Genomic DNA, 22,051 nt, shown 5'->3' on the forward strand with positions numbered 1-22,051 from the left:
CTGCGGACCGGCCGGGCACGGCGCAGGGTGGTGGGCATGAGTTCTCCCTCTCCCGTCGTGGTGGTCACCGGTGCGAACGGCCTCGTCGGCGCGGCGGTGTGCCGGGCGCTCGCGGCGCGGTCGGCCTCGGTGCGCGCCGTCGTCCGCCGTCCCGGCACGGCGCCGTCGCTCGACGGCGTCACCGAGCACGTCGGGGACGCCGCGGACGTGCTCGAGGGTGCCGACGCCGTCGTGACCACCGTCCACCCCATGGGCTCCTCCCGGGAGGTGCAGCACGAGGTGGGCGTCGAGGGCACCGCGGCCCTGGCCCGGGCGGCGGCCGCCGCCAGCGTCGCCCGGCTCGTGCACGTCTCGACCGCGGGGGTCTACGACCGCTCCGCGGGCCTGGGCGACCTGGCGGAGGACGCCGCGCTGCTGCCCGACGGCAGCGGCGACTACCCCGACACGAAGAACGCCGCCGACACCGCGCTGGCGCAGGTGGGTGGCCTGACGACGGTGCTGGTCCGCCCGCCGGCGATCGCGGGGGCCGGCGAGACGTCGACCTGGAACACGCTGCGCCCGCAGAGCTTCCGCGACGGCGACCGCAGCGTGAACCCGGCGAAGAGCTGGGCCTGGGTGCACGTGGACGACCTGGCGGCGTTCCTCGCCGATCTCGCCGTGGGCGCGGTCGCGACCAGCGAGGACCCCGAGCAGGGCCCCGTCGCCGGCGGCACCACCCCGGTGCTGGTCGCCGGTGAGCCGGCCACCTGGGGCGAGTACCTCGGGGCGGTGGGCCAGGCGACCGGCATCGAGCCGGAGTGGACCGACGAGCCGGTGTGGACCGGGCAGCTGCGCACCGACCGGGCCCGACGCTGGGGATGGACGCCGCAGGTCGGCCTCGACGCGGCCCTGGCCGAGCTGCGGGAGGGCCTCACCGCGCAACGGTGACCCGGGCGGGTCTCGCTCACCCGGGGCCTGCGCCCACCGGTCGGCGCAGGCCGCTGGCCCGGACGACCTGCCGCCCGACCGCTGCCCGCACCGACTCCTCGCTCCCCACCACGCGCACGCGGTGGACGGCCCGCGTCACGGCTGTGTAGAGCAGCTCGCGGGTCAGCAGCGGCGAGGACGGCGGCGGCAGCAGCACCGTCACCGCCTCGTACTGGCTGCCCTGGCTGCGGTGCACGGTCAGCGCGTGGGCGGTCGTGACCGACGAGAGCCGGGACAGCGGGATCGCCTCGGTGGAGGGGCCGCGCGCGAACGCCGCGGCGAGCCCGTCCTCGCCGACCACCACGACGCCGGTGTCGCCGTTGAAGAGCTGGTTGTCGTAGTCGTTGGCGGTGATCAGCAGCGGCTGCCCGGGGTACCAGCCGCCGGATGCCGGGCCACCGGCCGGCCGGGTCCAGCGGCTGAGCTGCTCGTTCCACGCCGCGACCCCGAACGGGCCCTGGCGGTGCGCGCACAGCAGGCGGTGCCCGCCGAGCAGGCCGAGCGCGGTGACCCGGTCCCCGTCAGCGGCCGCGGCGAACATCTCGGCCCCGCTGCTGCGGACCACGGCCTCCAGCTCGTCGGTGTCCTCACCGCGACCCAGGGCACCGCCGGCGGCCAGCAGGCGGACCGTCTCGTCGGCGTCCCCGGTGCGGATGGCCTCGGCCAGGGCACCGATGCCCGCCCCGAAGCGGTGCGAGTCCCGCAGCCGGACGACGCCGTTGGCCAGCTGGCGCCGCTCGTCGTCGTCCAGGTCGTCGACGTTGGAGTCCAGGAGCCCGGGCACCGGCGGCACGGCGGCCGGCGGGCGGTGCACCAGGTCGCTGAGCACGGCACCGGCCTCCACCGGGGTGAGCTGGTCGGGGTCCCCGACCAGAACCAGGCGGGCGCTGGGCCGTACCGCCTCCAGCAACCGGGCCATGAGCGTCAGCGGCACCATCGAGGACTCGTCGACCACGACCACGTCGAAGGGGAGCCGGTCGGCGGCGTCGTGCCGGAACCGGCTGCGGCTGTCCGGTCGCCAGCCCAGCAGCCGGTGCAGGGTGGAGGCCGTCAGGTCGACCGGGAGCCCGATGGCGGCGGCCTGGGCCCGGACGGACTCCTGCAGCCTGGCCGCGGCCTTGCCCGTCGGTGCGGCCAGGGCGATCCGCGGGGGAGGGCCGGGCTGGTCCACCAGCAGCTTGAGCAGCCGCGCCACCGTGTGGGTCTTGCCGGTGCCCGGGCCGCCGGTGATCACGCTGACCCACCGGCCGGCGGCGACCGCGGCGGCCAGCCGCTGCCGGTCCGAGCCCGGCTCGGCGAACAGCGTGCCCAGCGGCGCCAGGTCCACGGCCGGTGGTGGCTGGGCTGCCCGCGCGTCGAGCTCGTGGCGGACCAGCTGCTCCTGCTGCCAGTACCGGTCCAGGTAGAGCAGCCCGTCGACCCACCGCAGCGGGCGCCAGGCCGCGTCGACGCCGACGGCGACGACGGGGCTCCGCCCGACGGCCGACCAGTCGGCGGGCCACGGCAGCTCGGTCACCTCGACGGCCGTGCCGACCCCGTCCAGCTCGCCGTCGGCGGGATCGCCGTCGAGAGCGCCGTCGAGGTCGTCGGCGGGCGCGACGGTGTCGGCGACCGTGGCCAGCTCGACGCAGACCGATCCGGTGCGCACGCCGCGGACGGCGAGCGCGGCGGCCAGCAGCACGGTCTCGTCGGCCTCGCCGCCGAGGCGGGCCAGGCGCAGGGCGACGTGGACGTCGGCGGCGGCGAGCACGCCCGCCTCGGCGAACGTGTGCAGCAGGCCGGTGGCGCGGACCGGGATCACGGCCGGCCTGCCAGCAGATCGGACAGGTCGGTCACGAGGGCGGTCGGCGGCTGCCAGGTGAACACGCCGGCGCCCGGCTCGGCCTGCGGCCCGGCCATGCCCCGGACGAAGAGGTACAGCACCGGGCCCAGGTGGCGGGCGGGGTCGTAGTCCCGCTGCCGCCAGCGCAGGAAGCGGTGCAGCGCCGCGGAGTACAGCAACGCCTGCAGGACGTAGTGCGTCGACTGCATCTCCGCGGCCATCGCCGACTCCCGGTAGTGCCCGGTGGTCAGCGGTTCGGGGCCGAGCCGGTTGGTCTTGTAGTCCACCACCGTGTACGTCGGCCCGTCCGGGCCGGTCAGCCGGAGCACGGCGTCGATGCTGCCGGTCAGGAACCCGCGCAGCGACTGCGGCTCCAGGGTGGCCAGCAGCTCCGCGTAGCCCTGGACCGGGCCGAGGTCGTACCGGCGCAGCAGCTCGACCACGTCGGCCAGCGTGGCGTGCGGGACGGCGTGGTCGCCGCCGGCCAGCGGCAGCTCGAAGTCCAGCTCGGCCAGCCGGTCGGCGGCGGGCACGGTGGCCAGGGCGGTGCCGGCGTCGTCCAGCGGGGTGTCCAGCACCGGGCGCAGCGCCTCGGCCAGCGGGCCGGCGGCGACGCCCGGGACCAGGAACCGGGCCACCGCCTCGGCGCAGCGCTGCTCGAGGTCGACGTGGTCGGGCTGCTCGAGCACCGCGTGCACCAGCGTGCCGAAGGCGGCCCCGCCGGGCAGCGCGCCCAGCGGGGAGGGCAGGCCGTCGGGGGCGGTGACCACCGGGAGCGCTGCGGTGTCGTCGCGCTCGTCGTCGGTGCCGGTGACCTCGGGCTCGCTGGCCAGCTGCGACTCGTGGGCGGCGTCGTGCGCGTCCCGGGTCAGCGAGCTGTAGGAGGTGCGCCGCCACTCCTCGTCCAGCGTGCGGGTGAAGGTGCTGACCGACAGCTCGGCGGTGTGGTCAGGGCCCGACGACCAGACCTCCGAGCTCGCACGGCCCACCTCGGCGACGCTCACCAGACCGGCGGACTCCCGGGCGAGGGCGTCCAGCCGCGAGGCGACGACGTCGTCGGGGGGCACCGGGACGGTGGTGGCGGGCTGGACGCCGGCGGGCGCGCCCCCCAGCAGCAGGCGGTGCAGCGGGGCGGACCCGGTGTTCGCGCTGGGTGCCCAGTGCGCGACGACCTGGCAAGCCGCCCGGGTGAGCGCGACGTAGAGCAGCCGGAGGTCCTCGCCGAACTCCTCGTCGTCGTGCTGTGCCCGCGCGGACGCGTGGTCGGCCGACGCCGGGCCGCCGACGTGCAGCACCCGGGCGCCGGCGGCGTCGTGCAGCCGCAGCACGTCGGGCGAGCGGGGCACCCAGCGGTCCCAGCCGAACGGGACGTAGACGACCGGGAACTCCAGACCCTTGCTGACGTGCACGGTCATCACCTGCACCGCGGCGGCGTCGGACTCCAGCCGGCGGCTGCGCTCCTCGGTGCCCTCGACGTCGGCCCGGGCGATCCGCCGGCGCAGCCACTCCACCAGCGCGGTCAGGCCGAGGGACTCCCGCAGCGCTGCAGCGTGCAGCACCTGGCCGACGTGCCGGAGGTCGGTCAGCACGCGCTCGCCGTCCGGGCGGGCCAGCACCCGGGCGGGCAGGCCCTGCTCGGCGGTGAGCACCTCGGCGAACGCGGCCACACCCCGGTCGGCGAGCAGGTCGGCCCAGCGGCGCAGCCGGGGGCCGAGCTCGTCGGTGAGCGCGTCGCCGCGGGCGTCGAGGGTGGCCTCGTCGACGGGCAGGAACACCGTCAGCGCGGCGGCCCGCACCCGGCCGGCGCGGTGCGGCTGCTCGAGGGCCTCCAGCAGCACCAGCCAGGCCCGGGCCGCGGCCGTGCCGAAGACGCTGCCGCCGCCGGCCATCACCGCGGGCACCCCGACGGCCCCGAGGGCCTCCCGCACCAGGTGGCCCTGCTTGTTGGTGCGCACGAGCACCGCCACGTCACCGGGCGCCACCGGCCGCCCCTCCAGCCGGGCCGGGCCGGAGAGCATGCCGACCACGTCGGCGGCGACGTCGGCGGCGACCGCGGTCCGCAGCCGGTCGAGCTTGGGCAGCCCGCCCGTGAAGGTGGGCCCGTGGCCCCGGCGCAGCAGGCGGCGCAGCCGCAGGGGGGCACCGGCGTCGGTGAGCCGGTCGTCCGGGTGCGCCGAGCCGACCGGCCGGACGACGATCCGCGGGTCGCCCAGCGCCACCCCGCCCAGCACCCGGTCCAGGGCGCTCACCAGGCGCTGGTCGCTGCGCCAGTTCACGTCGAGGGTCTCCTGGCGGTCCGCTACCCCGGCCGCGGTGAGGTAGGTGGTCACGTCCCCGCCGCGGAAGCCGTAGACCGCCTGCTTCGGGTCACCGATGAGGACCAGCGTGGTGTGCCCGTGGAAGGCGCGGGAGAGCACCTCCCACTGCACGGGGTCGGTGTCCTGGAACTCGTCGACCATGACCACGCGGTAGCGGTCGCGCACCCGTCGGCAGGCGACCGGCCCGTGGTCGGGATCGGCGAGGGCGTCGCGCAGCAGGGTCAGCCAGTCGTCGTAGTCGACCAGGCCCAGCCGCCGTTTGCGCCGCTCCACCTCGTCGCGCACGGCCTGCGCGGCGGCCCGTCGCCGGCCGGGGACGCCGGTGTCGGCGGCGGGTTCCAGCCGGGCCTGCCGGTCGCTGCCGACCGCGCTGCGCCCCAGCTCGAGGAACTTCGCGTGGTCGACGAACGGCGGTGCGCCCTGGCCGGCCGGGGCGAAACCGCGGACGTACAGGTCGCCCGCGACCTCCTGCACCAGGTCGTCGATGTCCTCGGTGAACGTGGCCGAGGGGTCCGCGTCGGCGACGATGCCGAGCCCGGCGAGCATCTGGGAGCAGAACGAGTGCGTGGTGGCGATGGTGGCCGCGTCGAACCCGGCCAGGGCCCGCACCAGCCGGTCCCGGCGGTGGGCGACCTCGGCGGCGGGGCCGGGCGCGAGCAGCCTGAGCACGGAGTCCTCGGACGCACGTGCGGCGGCGGGGTCCCGGAGACCGGCCTCGGCGGAGACCATGCGTTCGCGGACCCGGTCGCGCAGCTCGCGGGAGGCCGCGTTGCCGAAGGTGACCAACATGATCTCGGACAGGTCGGCGTGGCCCTCGGCGACGAACCTGGTGGTCAGCGCGGCGATGGTGAAGGTCTTGCCGGTGCCGGCACTGGCCTCCAGCACGGTCGTCCCGGCGGGCAGGTCGCCGCAGACGTCGAACCCCGCGGACGGGGACGGGGCGGTGCTCACGACATCACCTCGGCGCTGAGCAGGGGGGTCCAGAAGCGGCGGGCCAGGACGCCGAACCGGGTCGTCTCGCCGGGCCATCGCTCGTCGGGGCCGGGCGGTGCCGCGCTCCAGGTGGTGAACGGGACGGCGTCGCCCCACACGTGCACGTGGTGGCGGTCGGCGGCCTCCCCGGGGAACTGCCCGCCGTCCCAGTCCCGGGCGACGCCGTCGAGCGCGGCATCGACGTCCTCGCCCACGGCCCGGCGCGCGGCGTAGCCCTCGGACACCTTGGGGCTCAGCGGCAGCGGCTCGCAGGTGCCCAGGTCGTAGAGGTCCAGCAGGTCCGCGAGCACGGCGACGGGGTCGGCCGGTGCGGTCAGCTGCGAGGTCCGCACCCCCGCCCGCCGTCGGCCGACGGTCACCGCCCGCCCGGTGCCCTCGACGGCGGCCAGCGCCAGGGCGTGGACCCAGGCCCGGGCGCGGTGCTTGGCGGCCAGGTTCGAGTAGGTCACCGACACCACGGCGCCGTCGCGGACGCCGTTCACGGTGCCGGCCAGCTCGCGGCCGCCCACCGACAGCCGGACGTCGACGGTGCGGGCAGGCACCTGCAGCAGCGGACCGGCAGCCCGGACCACGGGGGCGACCTGACCGCCGACCTTGGTCAGCACCGCGGTGCCCAGCGCACCCGGGGGGAGGGTGCCGCGCAGCCACTCGCTGTGCTCGGCGTCGGCCGCGGGCAGACCGGCCAGCCCGGCCCGCAGCAGCCGGTCGCCGACGGCCCACTCCTGGAGGGCGTCGAGCGAGGCGGCGAGGGCGTCGTCGACCTCGTCGTCCTCGCCGGGCAGGGTGATCTGCAGACGCTGCCGCAGGTAGGCGCGGACCGGGTGCTCGACGAAGGACACCAGGTCGGCCAACGCGACCGGACCTGTCCGCGGGGGCAGGGGCGTGCGGGGTGGTTCGGGCTCCCGGACGCGCACGGCCCGGCGAGCGCCGGCCAGGCCGACGGGGTCGAAGCTGGCCGGGACCGGCCCGGTGAACGAGCGCGGGTCGAAGGGCTGGAGCGGGTGCCGGACGACCAGCTCCTCCCGGTCGCCGCCGGTCATCACGCCGAGCACGTCGAGCAGCTCGCCGACCGGGACCGCCGGTGGGCGGGCGGCGCCGCTCACCGGGTCGGCACCGGTGCAGAACACCAGCACCCGCTCCTGCGCCGAGCAGAGCGCGTCCAGCAGCAGCTGGCGGTCCTCGCTGCGCACGTCCCGCTCGCCGATCCGGGGGTCGCGGGCCAGCACGTCGTCGCCGTCGATGCCGCCGGCCCGCGGGAACACGCCGTCGTCCATGCCGAGCAGCACGACCACCCGGTGCGGCACCGACCGCATCGGCACCAACGTGCAGACGGTGAGGTTCCCGGTCCGGAAGTTGGCCCGGGTGGGGCGACCGGCGAGCCGGCCGGCCAGGAGGGCGCGCACGTCGGCGGTGCGCAGCAGGCCGTGCCCGCCCTCGAAGGCCTCGGCCAGCTCCCGGCGGGCCTGCGACAGCTGCCAGGCGTCGGCCGGGTCGGTGGCGGTGAGCAGCTCCAGCGCCTCCAGCAGGGAGCTCAGCCAGTGCGCCACGGGGTGCTCGCCGCTGAGGGAGTCGAGCACCTGGTCCAGGCGGTCGACCAGCTCGGCCAGGCGGCCGGTCAGGTCCACGTCGCTGCTGTCGACGTCGTCGAGGGGGAGGGCCCGGTCCAGCCAGACCGGCTGGTCCTCCGACGTCGTGACGCCCAGCAGCACCCGGTCCAGCCCGGCCTGCCAGGTGTTCTGCGGGACCCCGCCCAGGCCGTACCCGGCGCGGGTGCCGGTGTCCAGGCCCCAGCGGACGCCGGAGCGGGCCACCCAGTCGCGGACCCGCTCGAGGTCCTCGTCGGTGAAGGCGAACAGCCGCCGGACCCCGGGGCTGGCGGCCAGGTCGAGGACCTGGCTGGCGGTCACCCGGCCGTGCGCGAGCTGGAGCATGACGGCGACGGTGTCCAGCAGCGGGTTGGTGGCCCGCAGGCTGCGGTCGGCCAGCCGCACGCGCAGGGCGTTCCCGGGGTGCGGCAGGTCCGGCCCCAGGCCGAAGGTCGCCGACACCAGCGGGGCGAAGGTCTCGACGTCGGGGCAGAGCACGAGCACGTCGCGGGGCTCCAGGGTCGGGTCGTCCTGGAACAGCCGCAGCAGCACCTCCCGGAGCACCTCGACCTGGCGGGCCGGGCCGTGGCAGGCGTGCACCCGGAGGGAGTCGTCGACGGCGCCGGAGGCGACCGGCGGGCGGTCGGCGCGGAGGTCGTCCTGCAGGCGGCCCAGCATCGTGCCCGGGGCGCCGGCCGGCTCGGGGTGGTGCTGGTCGGTGTGCGCGGGCAGCCGCAGCTGCAGCTCCCGGACGTCGCGGGCCAGGCTGCGCAGCAGCGGGTGGGTGGGCACGGTGGCGGTGTCGTCGCTGCGGCGGTGGGTGGCGGAGCGGCCGGACAGCTCGGACCAGAGGGCCGGGCTGGGGTGCGGCAGCCACAGGTGCACGTCGCGGTGCTCGGCCAGCGCGTCGAGGACCGCGAGGGACCGCGTGGACAGCCGGGTGGGGCCGAACAGGTTGACCCGCGCGGGGAGGTCCACGCACCGCGGGTCGCCGCGCAGGACCGCGCACGCCTCGGCGAGCCGCTCGGCGGGACCGGGGCCCAGCTCGCCGCGCAGCCGGCGGTACAGCTCGGCCTGCCACCGCAGGTCCTCGGCCAACGGCTGCTCGCCGTCGGTGTCCCGGCCGGCTGCCCAGTCGGTGAGCATCGTCGGCCGGTGGTCGGCGTAGGAGCGGTACAGGTCGGCCAGGTGCGCGGCGGCCGCCCAGCGGCGGCCGTGCCGGGCGTCGTCCCCGGTGGTGCCGTGGCCCAGGTGGCGGGCCAGCACCGCCAGCCACGGCTCGCCGAGCGCGCCGTCCACGACCTGCAGCAACGGCCAGACGGGGTGCGCCCAGGCGTCCTCCCGGGGGTCGGTGCCGGAGGCGCCGGCGACCGCCTCGTCGACCAGCCGCGCGGCCGACGGGAAGCGGACGCCGGAGCAGATGCCGTCCTGCCGGCCCCCGGTGCCCAGGAGGGTGGACAGCCGCTGGGCCAGCCAGCGCTCCACGCCCTTGGCCGGCACCGCCACGACCTCCTCGGCGAACGGGTCGTCCAGCGGCGTCGACAGCACGCCGGCGAGGGACGCGGCGAGCTGCGAGGTCCGCTCGGCACGGTGGAGATGCAGCACGTGGTCTGTCTACCGGAGGCCACCGACAGAACTGCGGTGCCCGCTCAGCTGCTGCCCAGGCGCTCCAGGGCGGCGGCGGCGCGGGCGGCCATCCGGTCGGCGCCGGCGTGGTCGTCGGCGGTGACGGTCACGACGTCCCGGTCGTGGAAGACCAGGAGCTGGCCGTGGGCCCCGTGCAGCCGCCAGGCGGCGCCGGGTCCGCCCCACCCGGCGAGGGCGTAGCGGGTGTACCCGGGGCCGGCGTCCCGGTGGACCCAGTCCGAGTGCATCGCATCGGTCCACCGCCGCGAGACCAGGGTGCGTCCACCCCAGGTGCCGCCGTCGGCGATCAGCTGGCCGACCCGGGCGAGCTCGGCGGTGGTCAGGTGCAGGCCGCCGCCACCGGCGACGTGGCCGAGGGGGCAGCGTTCCCAGGTGGCGTCGTGGATGCCCAGGGGCCCGAAGAGCCGCGGCTGCAGCCAGGTGTGGACGTCGCCGACGACCGCCGCCAGCGCGCGCACGGAGGTGTAGGTGCTGGCGTTGGAGTACTGGAAGACCCGTCCGGCGGTCGGCCGGCCGAGGAACTCGCGGGCGAGGTCGGGCCAGTCCGTCAGCAGGGTCGCCGACCACGGCAGGTCGATGCCGCTGGTCATGGTCAGCAGGTGCCTGGTGGTCACCGCGTCGACGCCTGACCCCAGCGCCACGTCGGGCAGGAAGTCGCCGACGGGGGCGTCGACGTCGAACAGGCCCTCGTCGCACGCCATCCCGACCGCCAGGACGCACACGCCCTTGGCGATCGAGTGCACGTCCCGGCGGACGTCGGGGCTCCACGCGTGCGCGGCCGTGCCGGTCCGGGTGCGGACGTGCACCGCGTGGGCGCCGAACCCGTCGTCCCGGACGTCCTGGACCAGCTGGTCCAGGACGTCCTGGGCGTCGGTCACCGCCGGGACCTGTGGCCCGCCACCGGGGAAGTCACGCAGCCAGCGCGGCGGACAGCGCCGCGACGGTGTCGTCCAGGCTGTAGGTCAGGGACAGGACGGTCGGCGGGGAGACCGCGGACACCTTGTCGGCCCCGACCACGGGAGCGACCCGGCCCTCCACGACCTGGGCCATGGTCTGGGCCTGGGGCGAGGACAGGAAGGTGTCGAGCGCGGCCTGGTCCTCGGAGTAGGTGAGCAGGACGTCGCTGCTCAGGTCGGACAGCGCCTCGTAGCTGAGCTCGTAGTAGAAGCTGGACTGGCCGGTGGACAGCTCCCCGACGCTGGGGGCGACCTGCAGGCCCAGGTCGGTGAGGAACTCGACCCGCGGGTCGGCGCCCTCGTAGACGTAGAACGTGCCGCCGAAGTCCGAGACGGCGGCCACGGTGGCGCCGGCCAGCTCGGGGTGGGCGGCGGCGGCGTCGGCGATCAGCTGGTCGGTGTCGGCCACCAGCTCGGCCGCCTGCTCCTCGCGTCCCAGGGCCGCACCCACGCCGGTGACGACGTCGCGCCACGGCGTCGTCCACGGCTGGTCGGCGTAGGCGACCGTCGGGGCGATGTCGGCGAGGGTGTCGTACTCCTCCTGCGTGAGGCCGGAGTAGGTGGCCAGGATGACGTCCGGCGCTGCTGCGGCGATCGCCTCGAAGGGGACCTCGGCGCTGTCGGGCAGCAGCACGGGCGGCTCGGCGCCACCGGCCACCGCTTCGTCGACGGCGTCCTGGATCCAGGGCAGCACCCCGTCGGCGTTCGCGCCGTAGGTGACGGTGGGCATGGCCACCGGGACCACGCCGAGGGCCAGGACGGCGTCCGCGTCGCTGAAGCCCCAGGTGACCACCCGGGTCGGCTCCTCCTCGATCACGGTCTCGCCGAGCGCGTGCTCGATGGTCAACGGGAAGGACGACGCGGACGAGGAGTCCGAGCCCGCGGTCGCGGCCGGCTCGTCGGAGGCGCCGCAGCCGGCGAGCACCAGGGCAGAGGCGGCGGCGAGCACGAGGGCGCGCTGGGGCGAAGGTGACACGGGATCTCCTGAGGTAAGGCTTACCTGACTCTGGGAGACTATCCATGTGCCGGCGATCACCCCCGCACCGGTCAGGGGCGGCGCCAGCGCAGCAGGTCCAACGCGGCCGCGACGGCCACCGCGTGCTCGGCGAGGGGACGGGGCAGCAGCTCGTCGGCCCGGGACAGCCGCCGCAGCACGGTGTTGCGGTGGGTGAACAGGGCGTGGGCGGTGGCGGTCGTGCTGCCCAGCGAGCGGACGTAGGTCAGCACGGTGGCCTGGGTGTCCTCGTCGGCGTGCAGCAGCCCGCCCAGGGTGTCGGTGAGGAATTCCTCGACCTGCGCCCCCTCCCCGGTGAGCAGGGCGGCGAGCTGGACGTCGTCGTAGGAGGCCAGCTGCTGCCCCACGCCCGGCCGGGCCAGCATCCGCTGCGTCGTGGCGGCGTCCAGATGGCTGCGCCGGAAGCCCTCGACCCCGCGGCCCGGCCGGCCCAGGGCGACCTGGACGCCGGGGGCGGCCGCCAGCGCCGGGGCCAGGTCGGTGGCCCGGGGGAGTACGTCGGTCGGCAGCCACAGCCACGAGGACGCGGCGCTGGCCACGACGGTGAGTCGTCGGGTAACGCCCGCCGCCCGCGCGACGGCCTCGGCGACGGCCTCGACCTGCGCGGGTCGGGCGTCGGCGCCGACCGCCCAGACCACCGCCGCGGTGTGCGCCCCGGACAGGCCGTAGCCCAACCGTGCCTCGGCCCGGGCGAGCGGGATCGGCGCGCCCTCCAGCAGCAGCGTGACCGTGGCCCGCCGGTCGGCCGAGGCGCCGTGGGTGAGCTCGACGTGCTCGCGGGCCATCTGGGCCATCACCGCGGCCAGGGTGTCCTCGACGAACGCGGTCACCGACACCGCGGAGACCTCGAGCACCTCGCGCAGCAGCTGCGGGTCGTCGGTGAGGCCGAAGCAGACGTCCATCCAGCGGCGCCAGGCCACGTCCTGCCCGCGCCGGAACGCATCCAGCCCGCGGGCGTCCAGACCGCGGCGCACCATGTCCCGGCTGGTCTCCAGCATCTCGGCCCCGGTGTTGGGCGGCACGCGGCCGCCCGGGTCGGCGACGGTGGCGGCCGCCCAGTGCCGGAGGTTGGACAGGTTCGCCCGCCGGGTGCCCGCGGCCAGCACCGGGTCCTCGGTGATCGGGCGCATGAGCTCCCCGGACAGGGCCGCGGCGTGCAGGTCCTCCGCCCAGGTCGCCGCCGGGTCCAGCAGCTGCTCGGCGGCCCGGCGCATCAGCTCGCGGGCCGGTCCGGACAACGTCTCCCGGGTGGTCACCGCAGCAGCGTGCACCATCCCCGGCGCCGATGTGGTGCGTGCTGCGCTGTGCCCGGCGTCGCGCGGCACCGCAGGATGGACCGGTGAGCACCGACGGCGACGACGCGACCGGCACACCCCTCGAGCACCTCGACGTCCTGGTCCTGGGCGCCGGCCTGTCCGGGATCGGCGCCGGCCGGTACCTGACCACCGAGCGCCCCGGGACGACGTTCGCGATCCTCGAGGCCCGGGACGCCTCCGGGGGCACCTGGGACCTGTTCCGGTACCCCGGCATCCGCTCGGACTCGGACCTGTCGACGTTCGGCTACGAGTTCAAGCCGTGGCGGGACCGGCAGTCCATCGCCGACGCCCCGAAGATCCTGGCCTACCTGCGGGAGACGGCGACCGAGAACGGCCTGGACGCGCACATCCGGTACCGCCGCAAGGTCGTCGCCGTCGCCTGGTCCAGCGCGGATGCCCGCTGGACCGTCGACGTCGAGCACACCGACACCGGCGAGGTCCACCAGCTCACCGCCGGCTGGGTCTTCTGCGCCGGCGGCTACTACCGCTACGACGCCGGCTACACCCCCGACCTGCCGGGCCTCGTGGACTTCGCCGGGCAGGTCGTGCACCCCCAGCACTGGCCGGCCGACCTCGACGTCACCGGCAAGCGGGTGGTCGTCATCGGCAGCGGCGCCACCGCCGTCACCATCGCGCCCTCGATCGCCGCCGACGCAGCCTCCGTGACGATCCTGCAGCGCACCCCCACCTACGTGCTGCCGGTGCCGCGGGAGGACGCGCTGGGTGCCAAGCTGAGGCGCTGGTTCGGCGACGAGCGTGGCTACGCCCTCACCCGGCGCAAGAACATCGCCCAGCAGCGCCTGATCTACACGTTCTGCCAGCGGTTCCCGGCCAGGGCCCGCAAGGTGATCCGCTCGATCAACGTCAAGCAGCTGCCCGAGGGCTACGACGTCGACACGCACTTCAACCCGCCCTACGACCCGTGGGACCAGCGGCTGTGCGCCGTCCCGAACGGGGACCTGTTCCGCGCCATCCGCGCCGGGGACGTCGAGATGGTCACCGACCGCATCGCCACCGTGGACCCGACGGGCATCGCGCTGGAGTCCGGGCGGCACCTGGACGCCGACGTCGTCGTCACCGCCACCGGGTTGAACGTGCTGGTCTTCGGCGGCATCGCGATCACCGTCGACGGCGAGCCGGTGGACCTGTCCGACACCCTCGCGTTCAAGGGCATGATGCTGTCCGGGGTGCCGAACTTCGCCTACGCGATCGGCTACACCAACTCCTCCTGGACGCTGAAGGTCGGGCTGCTCTGCGAGCACTTCACCCGGTTGCTGGCCCACATGGAGGCCACCGGCCAGGACACCGCCGTCCCGGTGCCGGCCGACCCGGACATGCCCACCCGGTCGTTCCTGGACTTCGGCGCGGGCTACGTGCAGCGCGCGATCGGTGGTCTCCCGCGCCAGGGCGACCGCAAGCCGTGGCTGACGTCGATGGACTACGCCGACGACGTCGCGCTGCTGCGGGACGCCGACGTCACCGACCCCGAGCTGCGGCTGACGTCCTCGGCCGCGCTGCACGACCTGGTCACCGCCTCCACCGGCCGTGGTGCAGGCCCCACCTCGACGGAGGAGACACGATGAGCAACGTCCGCGGCAAGGTCGCCGTCGTCACCGGCGCGGGGTCGGGCATCGGCCGCGCCCTGGCCCTCGAGCTTGCCGGGCGGGGTGCCCGGTTGGCCCTGTCCGACGTCGCCGAGACCGGGCTGGCGGAGACCGCGGAGCGCGTCCGGGCCCTCGGCGGGCAGGCGCACACCGCCCGGCTGGACGTCGCCGACCGCGACGCCGTCGCGGCCTACGCTGCCGAGGTGGTCGCGCAGCACGGCGTGGTCCACCAGCTGTACAACAACGCCGGGGTGGCCGGGTCCGGCGCCGTGCTGGACAACGACCTCGTCGACTACGACCGGGTGCTGGGGATCAACCTGTTCGACGTCATCCACGGCACCAAGGCGTTCCTGCCGCACCTGATCGCCTCCGGCGACGGCCACGTGGTCAACCTGTCCAGCCTGAACGGGTTCATGGGGCAGGGCGGGATGAGCGCCTACGCGGCCAGCAAGTTCGCCGTCCGCGGGTTCACCGAGAGCCTCCGGGTCGAGATGATCACCGGTGGCCACCCGGTGCAGGTCTCCGTCGTCCACCCCGGCGGGGTCAAGACCAACATCGCGAACGCCGCGTTCGACCACGCGCAGGCCCAGGGCGCTGTGGTCACGCCGGCCGAGGAGGCCACCCGCCGGGCCTACAACGACAAGCTGCTGCGCATGCCGCCCGAGCAGGCAGCACGCATCGTCGTGGACGGCGTGGAGGCCAACCGGTCGCGGATGCTGGTCGGGCGGGACGCCAAGGCCGTGGACCTGCTGGTCCGGCTGCTGCCGGGGCGCTACCCGGCGCTGGTCGCCCGGGCCGCAGGGCGGTACGCCAAGCCCTGACCCGGTCACCCGCAGGGGGCTCCCGGCTCCAGGTGGGCCGGCACCGTGCCGTCGGGGTCAGCGGCGCCGTCCGCGGTCGTGCCGGACGCTCGCCAGGCCCGGTGGTCGGGTGTCGGCCCGGGGCGTCAGGTCGCGTTGGTGGCCAGGTAGACGGTGTTGGTGGCCGGGCGGTCCTGCAGCGGGTTGGCGAAGCTGACGACCTCGGCGACGACGTCGACGAAGGCGCCCGACAGGACGGCCAGGTACGCCTCGTCGGGGGGATCGTTCGACCACAGCGAGAAGACGCCGCCCGGTCGCAGGTGCGCGGCCAGCCACTGGACGCCGGCTGCACCGTAGAAGGAGGCGTTGTCGTCGGCCAGCACGTGCCGGGGGGAGTGGTCGATGTCGACGACCACCGCGTCGTAGGTGCGGCCAGGCCGGTCTGGGTCGAAGCCGGCGCCGTCGGCCATCGCGAAGAAGTCGCCGTGCACCAGCCGGCAGCGCGGATCGGCGGTCAGCACCGGCCCGACCGGGACCAGGCCGCGCTGGTGCCAGCTGATGACCGGCTCGAGCAGGTCCACGACCAGCAGCTCCCGCACCCGCTGGTCGGCCAGCACCGCCTGGGCGGTGAAGCCCAGACCCAGCCCGCCCACCGCCACGTCGAGCGCCGGACCGTCGACGCGGGCCAGCGCGAGCCGGGCCACCTCGATCTCGGCCACCGTGAACATCGACGACATCAGGTACTCGTCGCCGAGCTTGACCTCGTAGACGTCGATCCCGGTCGCCGGGTCACGGCGGCGCCGGAGGGAGACCTCGCCGATCGGCGTGGGACTCCAGGCCAGCTCCTCGAACCGCACGCTCATGGGGGCACTGTCCTCCGTGGACGTCGGTGCTGCTGGTCGCGGCTGGCGGCCTGACCCTCACCGCCACCCGGCGCCGCGGGGCCGCCGCGCGCTGACTACGTTCCAGGCGATGGCCGACCAGCTGACGGTGCCCGGGATGGGACCCGAGGACCTGTCCGGGGCGCGGGGTGCTCGCGCCCGGGACCAGCGCGCCCGGCAGCAGGTCCGGGTCGGTGGGCAGGAACGGCGCTGCGGCTGGTGCCGCACCGTCCTCCCGCCGCACACCACGGCCGGCCGGCCCAGGCTGTACTGCGGGCAGTCCTGCCGGCAGAGCGCCTACGAGCACCGGTCGACCACGGCGGAGCTGGACCTGCCGCCGGGCACCGTCCTGGTCACCGAGTCCGAGATGGATGGCTTGCAGGACCGGCTGTTCCAGCTGCGGTGCTCGATCGAGGACGTGCAGACCCTGCTGGCCGAGAAGCCGAAGAAGGCCGAGCTGGAGAAGGCCCTGGCCGACCTCGTCCGTTCGACCGGGCGCCTGGACCGCCTGTGGCTGTCGGGCAGGGCCACGGCACGAGCTGAAGGGCCCGGCCGCAGGGGCTGACCAGCGGGATACCGGCGGGATACCTGGGCTCGAACCCAGGGATGGGAAGTCAGCGATCGGGGGCGGTTGTCCGCAGACGTGTTCCGCGCCTACCTGCAGCAACATGCCTGAGCGCCCACTCCGCATCCCAGACGAACAGGCGCACCCCCTGATCCTGTGGGAGTCCCTGACGAGCCGGTCGCAGCAACACCCCGGCTCGCGAACCGCAGGGGTCGGTCTGTGGCCGGTCGGGGATCGGGCACCGCGAAGCCCGAACCGCCCCTCCTGATGGTGCCTCGTGAGGGAGGCGCGCGGCTTCGACGTCCGTCGCAGCTCGGAGGCAACCGGCCAGCAGCTCAGCCCACCGCGTCCGGCGGCAGCACGGTGCTGACGTGCGGGTCCGTCCGGACGAGCACCGAGCGACCGGCGGCATCGATGCCGCGACCGGTGACGATGTCGATGGCGGGCTCCGAGCAGACGGCCTTCTCGTGGTCGACCAGCTCGAACCGTCCCGTGCGGGCCGCGGCACGTCGGGCGGGTCGCCGACGTCCAGGTCGCGGTGAGGACGCCGGAACAGCGCCCGAGCGTCGAGGGCGGCGTCGGCCGGGGTGAACCGCTCCACGAGGGCCGACAGCTGCTCGAGCGTCGTCCGCGCGCCGTCGGCGTCGACGCACAGCCGCGAGGTCCGCGCGTCACCGGGACCGTTGCACCATCGTGACGCCGATCACCACGGGGGCGGTCCGGGCAGCTACGGTCGGGCTCCGCAGACGTCGGCCTGGAGGTGACGGGTGCACGGCATCGTGGTCGATCCAGCCGCGTCCCCGGCGAGCGGTGCTCCCGGGGTGGTCGATGCCGAGCGGGCCCGGGGACCAGTCGGTGGGCGCGGGGTGCCGGCGTCGGCACGGGGCGCGTTCACGAAGTACCTGGTGCCCGAGGTGGTCTTCGGGTGGGGTGCCTTGTCCGAGGCGGGGTTCGCGGCCCGCCGGCTGGGTGCACGGCGGCCCTTCGTGGTGACCGACGAGGGCGTGGCCCGGGCCGGCTGGGCACGGGAGCTGACCGAGCACCTGGCCGGTGTCGGTCTCACGGCCACCGGGTGGCAGGACATGACCCCCAACCCCAAGGATCACGAGGTGGCCGAGGGGGTCGAGGCCTACCTGCACGGCGGCTGCGACGTCATCATCGGCCTGGGCGGCGGCTCGGTGATCGACGCCGCCAAGGCCATCGCCGTGGTCGCCAGCAACGGGGGGCGGATCCTGGACTACGAGGGCGTCGACCGGGTCACCGCGGCCATCCCGCCGACCGTGATGTGCCCGACCACGGCCGGCACCGGCGCCGACGTGTCCCAGTTCGCGGTCATCACCGACACCGCCCGACGGGTCAAGGCCACCCTCATCGGCCGGGCACTGGTGCCCGACATCTCCCTCACCGACCCCCGCCTGCTCACCACGATGCCGGACGACCTGGCCGCCGCGACCGGGCTGGACGCCCTCACCCACGCGGTCGAGGCCTACGTGTCCCGGGCCTCCGGGCCGTTGACCGACGTGCACGCCCTGCACGCCGTCGAGCTCATCGCCGGCTCCCTGCGACGGACCCTCACCCACCGCGACGACACGGCCGCCCGCACCGCCATGGCCCAGGCCAGCCTGGAGGCCGGGCTGGCGTTCACCAACGCCATCCTGGGTGCGACCCACGCGATGAGCCACCAGGTCGGGGGCCTGCTGGACCTGCCGCACGGCGTGGTGAACGGGGTCCTGCTCCCGCACGTCATCCGGTTCAACGCCCGCACCGCCCCGGACCGGTTCGCCGCCGTTGCCCGTGCCCTCGGCATCGACACCACGGGCATGACCGCCTCGGCGGCCGCCGAGGCCGCCGCCGACGCGGTCACCGACCTCGCCGCCGACCTCGGCTGCCCGTCCGGGCTGGCCCAGCTGGGTGTCCGGCTCAGCGACGTGGAGACCTTGTCGGTGACCGCGCTGGCCGACGCGTGCCTGTCGACCAACCCCCGCGACGCCAGCCAGGCCGAGGTGGCCGACCTCTTCCGGGCCGCGATGTGAGCGCCGTCGCGCCCGGGCTGGACGAGCTGACCGGGCTGCGGTCGTCCAAACCCACCTGGTACGCCGAGTACCGGCACAGCGCCGACAGCCTGACCCGCGCACTGGGGTCCCTGGACCACATCGCCCAGGTGCTGTCGGCCACCGGCCGCGGAGCCGGTGCGCTGTGCCAGGCCGTGGTCGACGCGACCGCCGAGCACCTGGCCGCCGCCTGGGTGGTGCTCGTGCTCGCCGAGGACGCGCTGCCCCTGGCCTCTCCGCGGCTGGTCGCCCGCGGCCCGGCCGGGGCTCCGGTGCGGACCCTGGACGACCTGCCCGGAGGGGTGCGCCGCTCGGTCGCGGCCGCGCTGGCCCACCCCAGGGTCGAACCTGGCCGCGACGACGACGGCGCGGTGGTCGTGCCGTTGGTCATCGACGGCGAGCAGGCCGGGGCGCTGGTGGCCTGGGTCGGACCGTCGCCGGCGGTCACCGCGGGGGACCTGTCCATCCTGCGGATCGTGGCCAACCAGTCCGCCGTCGCGCTGCTCAGCGACTCCCTGCTGGCCGGCTCCGAGGCGCTGCGCCAGCACACCGAGGAGCTCTACGCCGAGGCCGAGCAGCGGGCCCGGGACCTGGCCGACCGGCACCGCGAGCTGGCCGCCGCCGAGCGACGACTCGACGACGCCGCCCGGCGCGAGGCCGTGGACCTCGAGCGTCACCGGATCGCGCGGGAGCTGCACGACAGCGTCGCCCAGCACGTGCTGTCGGCCGGGATGGCCATCGAGTGGTGCCGCCCCGAGGTCGAGCACCACGGCGAGGTCCACCAGCGCCTCGGCCACGCCAAGGCGCTGACCCGGGAAGCCGTGGAGCGACTGCGGGCCGCCATCCACACCCTGTCCAGCGACCACCTGGACGAGGCGTCGTCCAGGCTGCCCGAGCTGCTGGGCAGGTTGCCCGAGCAGCACCGGGTCCCCGGCCTGACCGTCGCGGTCCGGGTCGAGGGCCGGCCCGCCCCCGTGCCGGCCCAGGCCGAGGAAGCACTGGTGAAGATCGCCGCGGAGTGCCTGTTCAACGTGACCCGGCACGCGGGTGCCTCCCGGTGCACGGTCCGGTTGGCCTACCGCGTGGACGGCGTGCGGCTGTCGGTCTCCGACGACGGCACCGGGGACCCCGAGCTGCTGCGCCGCTCGTTGCGGGCCGGCGCCCGCGAGGGTGCGCACCGGGGCCTGGGCAACATGGCGTCCCGGGCGCAGGAGGTGGGTGCCGTGCTGCGGTTCACCCGCGCCCGGATGGGCGGCGTCCGCGTCGAGGTCAGGTTGCCCGCGGACCCGGCCGGCCCCGGGATCCCGCGGCGTGCAGCGCCCCCGGGGCAGCAGGATGGCTGAGCCCATCCGGTTGGTCGTCGTCGACGACCACGCGATCGTCCGGCAGGGCCTGCGGTCGATCCTCGAGCGGGAGAGCGACATCCAGGTGGTCGGGGAGGCCGCCACCGCGGCCCAGGCGCTGGACCTGGTCGCCCTCGAACGCCCGCACATCGTGCTGCTGGACCTCAAGCTGTCGGCCGGGTCCGACACGGCAGGGCTGGCGCTGTGCGGTGAGCTGACCCGGCAGCCGGCGGCCCCGGGCGTGCTGGTCGTGACGACCTTCCTGGACGAGCAGCTGGTGCTCAGCGCCATCCAGGCCGGGGCGCGGGGCTACGTGCTCAAGGACGTCGACGCCGTGGCCCTGGTCGCCGCGATCCGGGCCGTGCGTGGCGGTGAGTCGGCCTTCGACAGCCACAGCGCCGCCATGGTGGTCCGGTCCCTGGCCGGGGGCACCGCGCCGTCGCCGGGCCCGGGCCTGACCAGCCGGGAGCAGGCGGTGCTGACGCTGCTGGCCCGGGGCCTGTCGAACGCGGCCATCGGCCGGGAGCTGTACATCTCGGCCACCACGGCCAAGTTCCACGTCGGGAACCTGATGCGCAAGCTGTCGGTCTCCCGGCGCGCCGAGGCCGTCTACGCCGGCTCCAAGCTCGGCCTCATCTGAGCCGGCTGCGGCGCCGGTCCGGGTCCCGCTGTCTCAGACGACCCGGGTGGTGACGTCGGTGGCGAACCCCTCCAGGGCGGACATGTCCCTGATGACCTCCACCCGGTCGCAGTGGTCGGCGTAGGCAGGTAGGTCGCAGCCACCCAGCGCCCAGGAGTACCGCGGCTCGGGGGTCAGCCAGATCGTCTCCCGCACCCGGCGGGCCAGGTCCCCGAAGACGTCGACCCGGGGGGCATTGCCGTTGCCCCGGCCGTCGCCCAGGACCAGCAGCGTGCTGCGCCGGGTGAACGCGCCGGAGTGGTCGGCGGCCAGCTTCGCGAACACGGTGCCGTAGTCGCTGGTGGCGTCCACGTCGATGACGTCGCCGCCGAACACCAGACCCAGTGCGTGCTCGAGGGGGTGCTCGTCGAAGAGGTCGGTGATCTCCACGACGTCGTCGACGAAGGCGAAGGTGCGGACCTGGGCGAAGAGGTCCTGCAGGGCGTGGACCACGTGCAGGGTGAAGCGCGCGGTGGTCCGCACCGACAGCGAGACGTCGGCGACGACGACGAGCCGGGGCTTGTCCTCGGCCAGCCGGGTGGTGACCGGGCGGAAGGGGATGCCGTCGTACCTCATGTTGGACCGCATGGTGCGGCTGACGTTGATCCGCCCCCGGCTGGAGCGCTGCTTCTTGTGGGTCAGCCCGCCGTGCAGGGAGGTGGCCAGCCGCCGCAGGGACTCCTCGATGCGGGCCCGCTCGGCCTCGGTGACCCGCTGCACCGGGGCGCTGCGCAGCTCACGTTCCTCGATGGCCAGGTCGGTCATCTCCGCCAGCTTCTGCAGGTGCGCCTGCAGCAGCTCGGGCAGGTCGTCGATCATCCCGGCCAGCTGCCGGCGCAGCGCCTCGGCGACCTCGGGGTCCAGGTCGTCGACGGGGTTGGCCAGCCAGTCCCGCAGGGCCTGCTGCTGGGCCACCGACAGCTCCACGTCGAGCTGGGTGCCACCGGCGCGCACCAGGTCGCCGGGGAGCCCCGGGTCGTGCAGGCGGCCGACCTCGACCTGGACGTTCTCCTGGCCGTCGGGGTTCCCGACCGGCTCGCTGGACAGCACGATCTGCTGGGTCAGGCTGGCCAGGTCGACCTTGTTGGCCTCCTGGTGCAGGTTGTACTGCTGGGTGAGGTCCTCGGGCCTGAAGAACTCCCGGATGTCCATCGGCTTGCCGTGGCTGTGACCCTGCTCGGGTTCGGCCCCGGGCTCCTGGGACCAGGTCATCTTCGTCAGCTCGCCCTCGTCGACCAGCTCGTCGTGGGCGTGCCCGTGCTCGGGGTCCTCCGGGGTGACCGCGACCAGCCCGAAGAACTTCGTGTAGGTGTCGGTGAAGACGTCGATGTCCCGCCGGTCCTTGAGCAGCGCGGCCCCCAGCGCCGCCCGGAGGGCGTCCCGGTCACCGACCCGGACCGCCGCGGCTGCGGCGAAGGCGTCGACGGCCTCGGCGGTCGAGATCCGCATGCCGCGCAACCGGAGCAGCCGGATGAACCGGTGCAGTGCGCCCTCCATCGGCCGGCCCGC

General features: G+C 75.3%; 15 protein-coding genes and 1 pseudogene. 8 read left to right on the top strand and 8 right to left on the bottom strand.

The window, feature by feature from the left end; translation table 11 throughout:
• Positions 1-36 precede the first annotated feature (36 nt).
• A complete protein-coding gene (locus LFA75_RS21670) occupies positions 37-927 on the top strand; it encodes an NAD-dependent epimerase/dehydratase family protein (RefSeq protein WP_225235652.1) in 891 nt (296 codons plus the stop codon).
• Positions 928-943: 16 nt separating this feature from the next.
• Here LFA75_RS21670 and recD read toward each other — a convergent pair whose 3' ends face one another.
• The 6 genes from recD to LFA75_RS21700 all read right to left on the bottom strand — a co-directional run bounded on the left by recD (position 944) and on the right by LFA75_RS21700 (position 12,559).
• Complete coding sequence (gene recD / locus LFA75_RS21675) at positions 944-2,767, bottom strand: exodeoxyribonuclease V subunit alpha (RefSeq protein WP_225235653.1); 1,824 nt, start codon at positions 2,765-2,767, stop codon at positions 944-946.
• On the bottom strand, positions 2,764-6,057 hold the full coding sequence (locus tag LFA75_RS21680; protein ID WP_225235654.1) for a UvrD-helicase domain-containing protein: 3,294 nt from the start codon (positions 6,055-6,057) through the stop codon (positions 2,764-2,766). Before LFA75_RS21680 ends, recD begins: the two co-directional genes overlap by 4 nt.
• The gene (recC, locus tag LFA75_RS21685) at positions 6,054-9,290 is read right to left on the bottom strand and encodes an exodeoxyribonuclease V subunit gamma (protein WP_225235655.1); all 3,237 of its coding nucleotides are present in this window, start codon (positions 9,288-9,290) and stop codon (positions 6,054-6,056) included. The genes LFA75_RS21680 and recC overlap by 4 nt, the downstream gene beginning before the upstream one ends.
• 44 nt (positions 9,291-9,334) lie before the next feature.
• Positions 9,335-10,210, bottom strand: a complete 876-nt coding sequence (locus LFA75_RS21690; RefSeq protein ID WP_225235656.1) for a serine hydrolase domain-containing protein — start codon at positions 10,208-10,210, stop codon at positions 9,335-9,337.
• A 31-nt stretch (positions 10,211-10,241) separates the two neighbouring features.
• Positions 10,242-11,264 carry an iron-siderophore ABC transporter substrate-binding protein gene (locus LFA75_RS21695; protein WP_225235657.1) on the bottom strand — a complete coding sequence of 341 codons (1,023 nt, stop codon included), beginning with the start codon at positions 11,262-11,264 and terminating at the stop codon, positions 10,242-10,244.
• 71 nt (positions 11,265-11,335) lie between these two features.
• On the bottom strand, positions 11,336-12,559 hold the full coding sequence (locus LFA75_RS21700; protein WP_225235658.1) for a PucR family transcriptional regulator: 1,224 nt from the start codon (positions 12,557-12,559) through the stop codon (positions 11,336-11,338).
• 83 nt (positions 12,560-12,642) lie between these two features.
• On the opposite strand from LFA75_RS21700, the gene LFA75_RS21705 reads away from it, so the two are divergent.
• Positions 12,643-14,202: a flavin-containing monooxygenase gene (locus LFA75_RS21705; RefSeq protein WP_225235659.1), complete on the top strand. Its 1,560-nt coding sequence runs from the start codon at positions 12,643-12,645 to the stop codon at positions 14,200-14,202.
• Complete coding sequence (locus tag LFA75_RS21710) at positions 14,199-15,044, top strand: SDR family NAD(P)-dependent oxidoreductase (protein WP_225235660.1); 846 nt, start codon at positions 14,199-14,201, stop codon at positions 15,042-15,044. Before LFA75_RS21705 ends, LFA75_RS21710 begins: the two co-directional genes overlap by 4 nt.
• Before the next feature lie 125 nt (positions 15,045-15,169).
• Here the strand turns inward: LFA75_RS21710 and LFA75_RS21715 are convergent, their stop codons facing one another.
• On the bottom strand, positions 15,170-15,886 hold the full coding sequence (locus LFA75_RS21715) for a polyamine aminopropyltransferase (RefSeq protein ID WP_225235661.1): 717 nt from the start codon (positions 15,884-15,886) through the stop codon (positions 15,170-15,172).
• A gap of 109 nt (positions 15,887-15,995) precedes the next feature.
• On the opposite strand from LFA75_RS21715, the gene LFA75_RS21720 reads away from it, so the two are divergent.
• The 5 genes and pseudogenes from LFA75_RS21720 (at position 15,996) to LFA75_RS21735 (ending at position 20,503) form a co-directional block, all read left to right on the top strand.
• Positions 15,996-16,469 carry a hypothetical protein gene (locus tag LFA75_RS21720; RefSeq protein ID WP_225235662.1) on the top strand — a complete coding sequence of 158 codons (474 nt, stop codon included), beginning with the start codon at positions 15,996-15,998 and terminating at the stop codon, positions 16,467-16,469.
• A gap of 30 nt (positions 16,470-16,499) precedes the next feature.
• Positions 16,500-16,580 (top strand): annotated as a pseudogene (locus LFA75_RS24345) (Lsr2 family DNA-binding protein); the annotation flags it as partial.
• Positions 16,581-17,290: 710 nt separating this feature from the next.
• Complete coding sequence (locus LFA75_RS21725) at positions 17,291-18,502, top strand: iron-containing alcohol dehydrogenase (protein ID WP_225235663.1); 1,212 nt, start codon at positions 17,291-17,293, stop codon at positions 18,500-18,502.
• Positions 18,499-19,863, top strand: coding sequence for a GAF domain-containing sensor histidine kinase (locus LFA75_RS21730; protein ID WP_225235664.1), 1,365 nt, complete (start codon positions 18,499-18,501; stop codon positions 19,861-19,863). Before LFA75_RS21725 ends, LFA75_RS21730 begins: the two co-directional genes overlap by 4 nt.
• Positions 19,856-20,503: a MadR family response regulator transcription factor gene (locus LFA75_RS21735; RefSeq protein WP_225235665.1), complete on the top strand. Its 648-nt coding sequence runs from the start codon at positions 19,856-19,858 to the stop codon at positions 20,501-20,503. Before LFA75_RS21730 ends, LFA75_RS21735 begins: the two co-directional genes overlap by 8 nt.
• Positions 20,504-20,536: 33 nt before the next feature.
• On the opposite strand, the gene LFA75_RS21740 is transcribed toward LFA75_RS21735, so the two are convergent.
• Positions 20,537-22,039, bottom strand: a complete 1,503-nt coding sequence (locus LFA75_RS21740) for a VWA domain-containing protein (protein WP_225235666.1) — start codon at positions 22,037-22,039, stop codon at positions 20,537-20,539.
• Positions 22,040-22,051: the final 12 nt, after the last annotated feature.

Source organism: Klenkia terrae, from assembly GCF_900491935.1.
Classification (GTDB): Bacteria; Actinomycetota; Actinomycetes; order Mycobacteriales; family Geodermatophilaceae; genus Klenkia; species Klenkia terrae.